This is a genomic window from Streptomyces sp. NPDC007162, from assembly GCF_040634175.1.
Taxonomy (GTDB): Bacteria; Actinomycetota; Actinomycetes; order Streptomycetales; family Streptomycetaceae; genus Streptomyces.
The window spans coordinates 1-7,936 of the sequence record NZ_JBEYFC010000420.1; the positions used below are offsets into that span (position 1 = coordinate 1).

Here is a 7,936-nt window from a genome sequence, read left to right on the forward strand (position 1 = left end):
CCTCCCCCCGCCGCCCCCCCGCCTCAGCTGGCTCTCCCCACCGTTCCTCCCCGCCCCCCGAGCCCAACGCGGCCACCGTCCCCCTACCCGCTGTGGGGCACCCTCAAGGTGCCCGGCCCGCTCGTAGCGCTGACACGGCGCTGATACGGCCCTTACTTGGCCGGCGGGATGGTCTTCTTGGCCGTGGGGGTGGCCTTGCGCGGGGCCGGGGCCTTCTTGGGGGCGGCCGGGGCCTTCTTCACGGCGACCGGCTTGGCCTCGGCGGCCTTGGGCTCGTCGGCCTTCTTCGGCTCCTGCCGGGTCTCGACCGGCTCGGGCTTGCCCTCGACGACGATGGCGAGGTCCTCGATCTCCTCGGCGGCCTCGCCGCGCCAGGTCTTCACGGCCTGCTCGCCGTGCTCGGCGACCTTCTCGTAGGTCTCGCGGGCCTTGACGGCGTACTCGGCGGCCACGCCGACCCCGCGCAGGGCGAAGTCCTGGGCGGACTCACCGAGCTTCTTGAGGTCACCGTCGAGGGAGACGATGAAGTCGTTGACCCGGGTCTGGAGGCTGGCCTGCGCCTCCTTGGCCTTGGCACCGGCCTCCTTCGCGCGGGCGGCGGCCTTCTCCTGCACGGCCTTCGGGTCGGTGTTGCGCACGGCCTCGATACGGGCCGGGGCCTCGGTGCGCAGCTGCTCGACCAGGCCGGGGACCTTCTTGGCCTGCTGCAGGGCCAGGTCGGCGGTGCCGGCGGCGAAGTAGAGCGGAGTCGGGTCGCTGAGGGTCTTGCGCAGGTCGTCGGTGATGGCCATGGTGATGGTCCTCCCGTATTAAAATTCGGCTGAGGGTTTTGTGGTCCGCGGCGCGGCGGCCGGCGCGCTTGGCCGGCTCATCCGGCCGTCCGCCGGGGACCGGTTGCACTGTCGTTCTCGCTGTCGTTCTCGGTCCTGGCACCGCCGTCGACGGCGTCGTCCGACCCGAAGCCGTTCTCCTTTCGGAACGACTCGTAGATCTGCAGGAGCACCTGCTTCTGCCGCTCGTCGAGAGTGGGGTCGGCGAGGATGACCGCGCGGGTCTCCACCTCGTTCAGATCCCGCTCGGCGTCGAGGATCCCGGCGCGGACGTACAGCGTCTCGGCGGAGATCCGCAGGGCCTTGGCGACCTGCTGGAGCACCTCCGCGCTCGGCTTGCGCAGCCCGCGCTCGATCTGGCTGAGATACGGATTGGACACCCCGGCGGCATCGGCGAGCTGCCTGAGCGACAGCTGCGCGTTGCGCCGCTGTTCGCGCAGGTACTCACCGAGATTGCCGACGTTGAGCGATGCCATGCCTCCACCGTGCCCCATCCTCGCTAACAATTGCAAGCACCTGCTTGCAATAGTGCGCCGTGTCATACCCGGATGGCCGCGCCGCTGTCCTTGTGGTTGTCCTGTCTCTGCGATGCGTGGGCAGTCCCGCTCTTCTGTAGGCATGTGTGACCGGGTCCCGGTCATGTGTAGGCAAGTTCTGAAGTGTTCCGGTCTTGTGTAGGTACGGCGTTCACCCCGCTTCTACGGTCGAAGTGGCTGGTCGACGTCGTACCGGAGGCCCGGGATGGATGCGGATGAGGTGTCGGCGGAGGACATCGAGCTGGAGTACGTCGGCACAGCCGGGGTCCGCGAACGGGGGCCTTTGGGCCGGTTGTGGCCGGTGCGGTTCGAGTCGGTTCGGCCCGAGCGCCGCTTCCCGGCTTTCCGAGGCCAGGGCAACTGGTGCGGCTGGTACTGGTCGGCGACCTGCGGCGGCCATGTGGGCTATGAGTCGTGGCTGGAGCGCGACCATTTGATGCTGCTCGACTTCGATCCGCTGGTGACGGGCATGGCTTCGCAGCCGTTCCGGCTGTCGTGGACCAGCGCGGATGGGAAGCGGGTGCGGCATACGCCGGACTTCTTCGTCCGCCGCGCCGACGGCACGGGCCTGGTGGTGGATGTGCGTCCGGACGAGCGGATCGAGCCGGATGACGCGGCGAAGTTCGCCGTGACAGCAGCGGCTTGCCGAGCGGTGGGCTGGGACTTCCAACGGGTGGGCACGCCGGAGGCGGTGCTGATGGCGAACGTGCGGTGGCTGGGCGGCTACCGGCATCCGCGGGTGCACCGCCCGGAGGTCGCCGCTCGCCTGGTGGAGGTGTTTGCCGACGGCGGCGAGCTGCTGGCCGAGGTCCGCAGGGTGGGTGATCAGATCGCAGTGCTTCCGGTGCTGTTCCACCTGCTCTGGCGCCGGGTGCTGGCCGTGGATCTGGAGGCCGATCTGTTGTCGGCGGACTCGCAGGCTCGGCATGGTGCGGGAAGGGGGCGGGGATGCCGTCGCGTCCGCGGCTGCTGCGAGCGGGTGACCTGGTCCGGTTCGATGGGCGCCTGCACACGGTGGCCGCCCTGGAGGGAACTGCGGTCCGGCTGGTCGACGAGGCACAGTCGGCGAGCGTGGTGATGCTGGCCCATCTGCTGTCCTCGGAGGGCTTCGAGGTGGTCACACCGGCCTCGGTGCGGACGGTGGTGCCGGCGGCCGGGGTGCTGGAGGGGCTTCCGGCCAAGGCGGTGGAGCGAGCCGAGTGGTGGCAGCGGCACTTGGTGGAGATGCTCACGGGCCGTCCGCTGGATGATCCGCACGGACCGGTGCGGGCTGAGTACGACCCGGCGGTGAGGTCGCTGCGGCAGCGGGAACTGGCCAAGGCCGCCGAACTTGCGGCGGCCGGGGACAGCACGTCGCTGGCGCTGATTCAGAGGATGCGGCGCCGTTTCGAGGACGAGGGGGTGCTGGGGCTGGTCGACCCGCGGCTGCGTACCGCCTCGGACGGAACAGGCCGCACCGACCGACGGGTGGTCGAGGCCCTACGGCAGGTCGTGGACGAGCAGACGGGCCGGTCTACGGTCTCCGCGCAGGTGCTGCGGCGCCGGATGGAACGCCTCCTGGATGCCGAACACGGACCCGGAGTCGTGCCGCTGCCGTCGCGCACGGCGTTCTACCGGCTGCTGAAGGCGGTCAGCTCCGGGCGGCACACCCTGGGCTCGGCACGCACCCGTCGTTCGTTGGCCAAGCAGCCGGACGGCATGTTCGGTCAGCTCATCGCCGCCCGGCCCGGCGAGGTGATGGAGATCGACTCGACTCCGCTGGATGTGCTGGTTGTTCACGACGACGGCACGGCGGACACCGTTGAGCTGACCGGCATCGTGGACCTCGCGACCCGCACGCTGGCCGCGGCGGTGCTGCGGCCGTCGACGAAGGCGGTGGACGCCGCGTTGCTGCTGGCGCGGGCGATGACGCCGGAGCCGATGCGGCCGGGCTGGGCGGACGCGTTGCGGATGTCCCGTTCGGTGCTGCCGCACGCCTCGCTCACGGCCTTGGACGAACGCCTGGCCAGCGCGGCAGCCGTCCCTGTGATCACACCGGAGACGATCGTCTGCGACCGCGGCAAGGCCTACATCTCCGGCACGTTCCGCTCGGCCTGCCAGTCACTGGGGATCTCGTTCCAGCCCGCTCACCCCGACACCCCGACGGACAAGCCTCATATCGAGCGGACGCTGGAGTCGGTGGCGTCGATGTTCGTCCAGCACCTCCCCGGTCATAAGGGCCGCAGCACTGAGCACCGCGGCTCCGATCCAGCCGCGGAGGCGGTCTGGACGATCCACCAGCTCCAGGAACTGCTGCAGGAGTGGATCATCCACTGGCAGAACCGGCCGCACGACGGGCTGAGGGACCCGGTGATGCCCGGCAAGGCGTTGAGCCCGAACGAGAAGTACGCCGCCCTGGTTGCTGCGGCCGGGCATGTCCCGGTCGCACTCAGCGCGGAGGAGTACATCGAGTTGCTGCCCCGCTGCCGGAGGAGGATCAACTCCTACGGCATCCGCCGGGGCCACCGCACCTACGACAGCCCGGAGTTGAACCCGTTCCGCCGCCAGCCGTCCGGCACTGGTCCGAACGAGCGGAGCTGGGAGGTCCACTACGACCCCTACGACATCTCTCGCATCTGGGTGCGCAACCACCACGGGGGCGGCTGGATCACCGCGATCTGGCGGCACCTTCGCACCGCTCCGACACCGATGGGCGAACTGGCCTGGGACCACGCCCGCCGCATCCTGGCCCAGCGCGGCACCGACCCGGCGACCGAGGACGAGATCGCACAGGCCGCCGTCGCCCTCCTGGACCGCGCTGCCGACGGCCCTGAGAGCCAACCCGTGAAGTCGTCCCGTCCGTCGCGCCGCAGCCGCCGGGACCGCAAGGTCGCCGCCCGCACCCGGGCCACCAGCGAACCGGCTTGGCCAAGGCCAGCCCCCGAACCGCTGCCGACGTCGCAGCCAGTTCTTGCGGATGACGAGGACGACGGTGAACTCGCCGATGTCGTCCCGCTGGAGATCTTCGACGCGCGCAAGGAGGCCGAGAAGTGGTGGTGAACACTGCCGAACCGGATGGAGATGAGGGCGGCCTGCAAGACAACTGGACCGACCCCTCAACCAGGCTGGAGGGCTGGCGACGCTTCGTCGACGCCGACCCGGCCGTCTTCGGCCTGCTTCCCGAGCAGCAGTGGCAGGCGATGCCGCCGCAACAGCGGGACGCCTACGACGAGGCCCGCATCGCCTACCACTCCGAACTCCAGGTCGTGCGCACGTCCACGGTCAAAGAGATCGCCCACCAGGGGCGGCTGCTGACCCTGCTCAACCAACGTGAGCACGGCGCCCGGCGCGGGATGATCGTCTCTGGGGAGTGGACGACGGGGAAAACCACTGCGCTGAAGCAACTGGGCCGCACGCACGAACTCCGTGTCCGGCAGCGCTATCCGGGCGGTGACCGCATCCCGGTCGTCTACATCACCGCCCCGCCCAAAGGCTCCCCGCGCAAACTGGCCATGGAGTTCGCCCGCTTCCTCGGCCTGCCCGTGATCAGCGCGCGCCACAACACCATCGACATCACCAGCGCCGTCTGCCAGGTGCTGATCGAGGCCCGGACCGACCTGGTCCTGGTCGACGAGATCCACCTGCTCAACCACGCCACCACGGCCGGCGAGGATCTCTCCGACCACCTGAAGTACTTCACAGAGCACCTGCCCGCGACGTTCGTCTATGCCGGTATCAACGTCGAGAAGTCCGGCCTGTTCACCGGCATCCGGGGCAAACAGCTCGCCGGTCGCTGCATCATGGTCCGCACCGGCCCCTTTCCCTTCACCTCCGAGTGGCGGGCTCTCGTCGCCTCCCTGGAGAACACCCTCTGCCTGCACCGCCATCAGGCCGGCACCTTGGTCAAGCAGTCGAAATACCTGCACCAGAGAACCGGCGGCATGATCGGAAGCCTGTCCCACCTGATCCGGGCCGCGGCCATCTCCGCCATCCTCGACGGCAGCGAAAGCATCACCAAGACCAGCCTGCGGAGCGTCCGCATCGACCACAACAGTGAAACCGACGCTCCACCGGAACCACACAGGGCAACCGGATGAGTGCGCGGTTCGAGCCCGTCGTCATCCGCCCGCTGCCACGTCCGCTCAAGCCCTTCCCGCAGGAGACAGAATCCTCGTTCCTGAGCAGACTGGCCGCGGCGAACGCAGTGCCCGTCCAACGCCTGCAGAAGCCCTCCCACTGGCTGACGTCCCGTCTGGATCCGATCGACCAGCTCAGCGTCCTCAGCGGACAGCCCCGCACCACGATCCAGTACGCGATTCCCCGCTGGGAGAACAAGTCGTGGAACGTCTCGAACGGGCCCCTCGCACTCACTCCCCGGTGGGCATGCCGCCGCTGTGTCGCCCGCAGGACCGGAAATCCACAACAAGACGTCATGGTCTGGATGTCGAAGCATCACGACCAGGTCTGTATCCCCCATCGTCTGTGGATCGGCCGCGCCGTCGACAGCCCGGCGCGGCAGCACGACCTCGCCGACCTGCCTGAAGTCGTCCAGGCCCAGAGACGGCACTACCGGCTGCTACACCGTTACGGCCCTTCGGTGATCGCTGCCTGCTACGAACACTGCTCCGCTTTCTGGCACAGCCTGTTTCAGCGGGGCTACCGCCTGAGCGACCGGGCAGAACGCCTACGGCGGATGTCGCCGAACGACCGCCAGGTCCGCCCTTGGGAGCCACAGCGATACGCGGCGGTCTATCCCGAGATCGTCGAAGCCATGTCGCTCTATGCGTCTGAGTACTGGCGCAGCCTCGCGATGGCCGGGCAGGAGCAGATGAGGCTGTTCAGGGCCGAGTTCCATCGGCGTCTGCCCCAGGAAAGGGGCCTTCGCACCACTGCCAGGCAGTGGTTTCTCATCGAGATGATCAGGACCGCTTCTCGCATCGAGCTGTCCATCGAATCCGCCGAACTCAAGGCACTCACACGGCAGCTCAGTGAGGACCAGACGCAATCAACGGCCCACGATGCCCGGACCCACCTGAGATAGAACAGCTCAGCATCGGTCGAGACCATTGGACGCATCCGAGCAGGACCTTGGTTGACCTTCACCTTGGGGGAGCCCACAGCATCAGTGGGGCCGGGCGACGTGCTCGGCATGAGGAGGAACGAGCATGGGGTTGCTGACCATCGGGGCGTTCGCGAAGGCGTCCCGGCTGTCGCCGAAGGCACTGCGTCTTTACGACGAACTCGGTCTGCTGACCCCCGCTCGTGTCGACCCCGTGACAGGCTACCGCCTCTACGCACCGGAACAACTGGAGCAGGCCAGGCTGGTCGCCTGGCTCCGCCGCCTGGGAATGCCTCTGGCCCGCATCCAGCACGTCTGCACGCTGGATGCAGGCGCGGCAGCCCAGGAGGTCCGCGCGTTCTGGGTCCAGGTCGAGGCCGACACCGCCGCACGGCGGGACCTGGCCGCCTTCCTCATCGACCACCTGTCCTGGAAGGACCCCGCCATGTCCCCGACCGCCAAGCCCCTGGGAATCCGTTACGCCGCGCTGTCCGACACGGGCCTTGTCCGCGAGAGCAACCAGGACACCGCCTACGCCGGCCCCCGCCTGCTCGCCGTCGCCGACGGCTGCGGCAGCCAAGGAGCCCCCGCCAGCGCAGCCGCCATCGACGCGCTCAAGCACCTCGAAACCGACAGCATCCCAGCCGGCAGCCTCCTCAACGTCCTCGAAGACGTCATCGAACAGGCCAAGCAGGCTGTGAACGTCGCCGCCGGGAGCGGCTCTTCACCCGATGACACCGGCACGACGCTCACCGCGATGCTCTGGACCGGATCGCAGCTGGCTCTCGTCCACATCGGCGACTCCCGCGTCTACCTCCTGCGCGACGGAGAACTGTTCCAGATCACCCACGACCACACCATGGTCCAGTCGATGGTCGACGAAGGACGCCTCAGCCCGGAAGAAGCCGCCTCCCACCCCCAGCGGTCGCTGTTGGTCCGGGCCCTGGGCCAAGGAGCCGATACCACGCCCGACATGCGCCTCCACGACGCCCAGCGGGGAGATCGATACCTGCTCTGCTCCGACGGTCTGTCGACCGTCGTGCCGACCGAAGAAATCCGCCGGGTGCTCTCCGAGATCAGCGAGCCCGAGCAGGCCGTCCGCGAACTCATCACCCTCGCCAATGGCTCCGGCGGCCCCGACAACGTCAGCTGCGTCATCGCCGACGTCACGGAGCTCCAGCAGTAGGAGCGAGCGGCATGCACTTCGAGTTGCACCAGATCCGCTCTCAAGAACTCATCCGTGATGCCGACGAGTACCGACTCGCCCAACAAGTCAGAAGAGCGAAGTCGGCTCCCCGAGCCACGGCAGCCACCACGTCGCGACCGACTACACGGCGCCTACTGGCCTGGCTCCGCGGGTGAACATCACGCTGCCTACGGTTGAGCGGGACACCGACCGCCAACCTGTCCCACTCAACCGTAGGCACCGCAGGTCAGGGGTGTGTCAATTTAACGGCTGATCTTGGTTGTTGATGGTCAGTTGTTGCTCGGAGTCAGGCGGCCTTCGAAAGCGATCTGGAACGCGTTCAGGG

At 68.4% G+C, this 7,936-nt stretch carries 7 protein-coding genes; 5 read left to right on the forward strand and 2 right to left on the reverse strand.

Translation table 11 applies throughout. The features are described from left to right. Positions 1–152: 152 nt before the first annotated feature. Both ABZ646_RS34590 and ABZ646_RS34595 read right to left on the reverse strand, forming a co-directional pair. A complete protein-coding gene (locus tag ABZ646_RS34590) occupies positions 153–791 on the reverse strand; it encodes a hypothetical protein (RefSeq protein ID WP_360527910.1) in 639 nt (212 codons plus the stop codon). A gap of 77 nt (positions 792–868) precedes the next feature. Continuing rightward, complete coding sequence (locus ABZ646_RS34595) at positions 869–1,306, reverse strand: helix-turn-helix transcriptional regulator (protein ID WP_360527913.1); 438 nt, start codon at positions 1,304–1,306, stop codon at positions 869–871. Between the two features lie 361 nt (positions 1,307–1,667). Between ABZ646_RS34595 and ABZ646_RS34600 the strand changes: the two genes are divergently transcribed. The 5 genes from ABZ646_RS34600 to ABZ646_RS34620 all read left to right on the forward strand — a co-directional run bounded on the left by ABZ646_RS34600 (position 1,668) and on the right by ABZ646_RS34620 (position 7,590). Beyond that, on the forward strand, positions 1,668–2,444 hold the full coding sequence (locus tag ABZ646_RS34600) for a TnsA-like heteromeric transposase endonuclease subunit (protein WP_360527916.1): 777 nt from the start codon (positions 1,668–1,670) through the stop codon (positions 2,442–2,444). Next, on the forward strand, positions 2,381–4,405 hold the full coding sequence (locus ABZ646_RS34605) for a Mu transposase C-terminal domain-containing protein (RefSeq protein ID WP_360527928.1): 2,025 nt from the start codon (positions 2,381–2,383) through the stop codon (positions 4,403–4,405). The genes ABZ646_RS34600 and ABZ646_RS34605 overlap by 64 nt, the downstream gene beginning before the upstream one ends. Then, positions 4,396–5,442 (forward strand): ATP-binding protein, encoded by a 1,047-nt coding sequence (locus ABZ646_RS34610; RefSeq protein ID WP_360527919.1) that lies wholly within the window; start codon positions 4,396–4,398, stop codon positions 5,440–5,442. Before ABZ646_RS34605 ends, ABZ646_RS34610 begins: the two co-directional genes overlap by 10 nt. Then, positions 5,439–6,386, forward strand: coding sequence for a hypothetical protein (locus ABZ646_RS34615; RefSeq protein WP_360527922.1), 948 nt, complete (start codon positions 5,439–5,441; stop codon positions 6,384–6,386). The genes ABZ646_RS34610 and ABZ646_RS34615 overlap by 4 nt, the downstream gene beginning before the upstream one ends. Positions 6,387–6,510: 124 nt before the next feature. Then, the gene (locus tag ABZ646_RS34620) at positions 6,511–7,590 is read left to right on the forward strand and encodes a MerR family transcriptional regulator (protein WP_360527925.1); all 1,080 of its coding nucleotides are present in this window, start codon (positions 6,511–6,513) and stop codon (positions 7,588–7,590) included. The last annotated feature ends 346 nt before the right edge of the window (positions 7,591–7,936 follow it).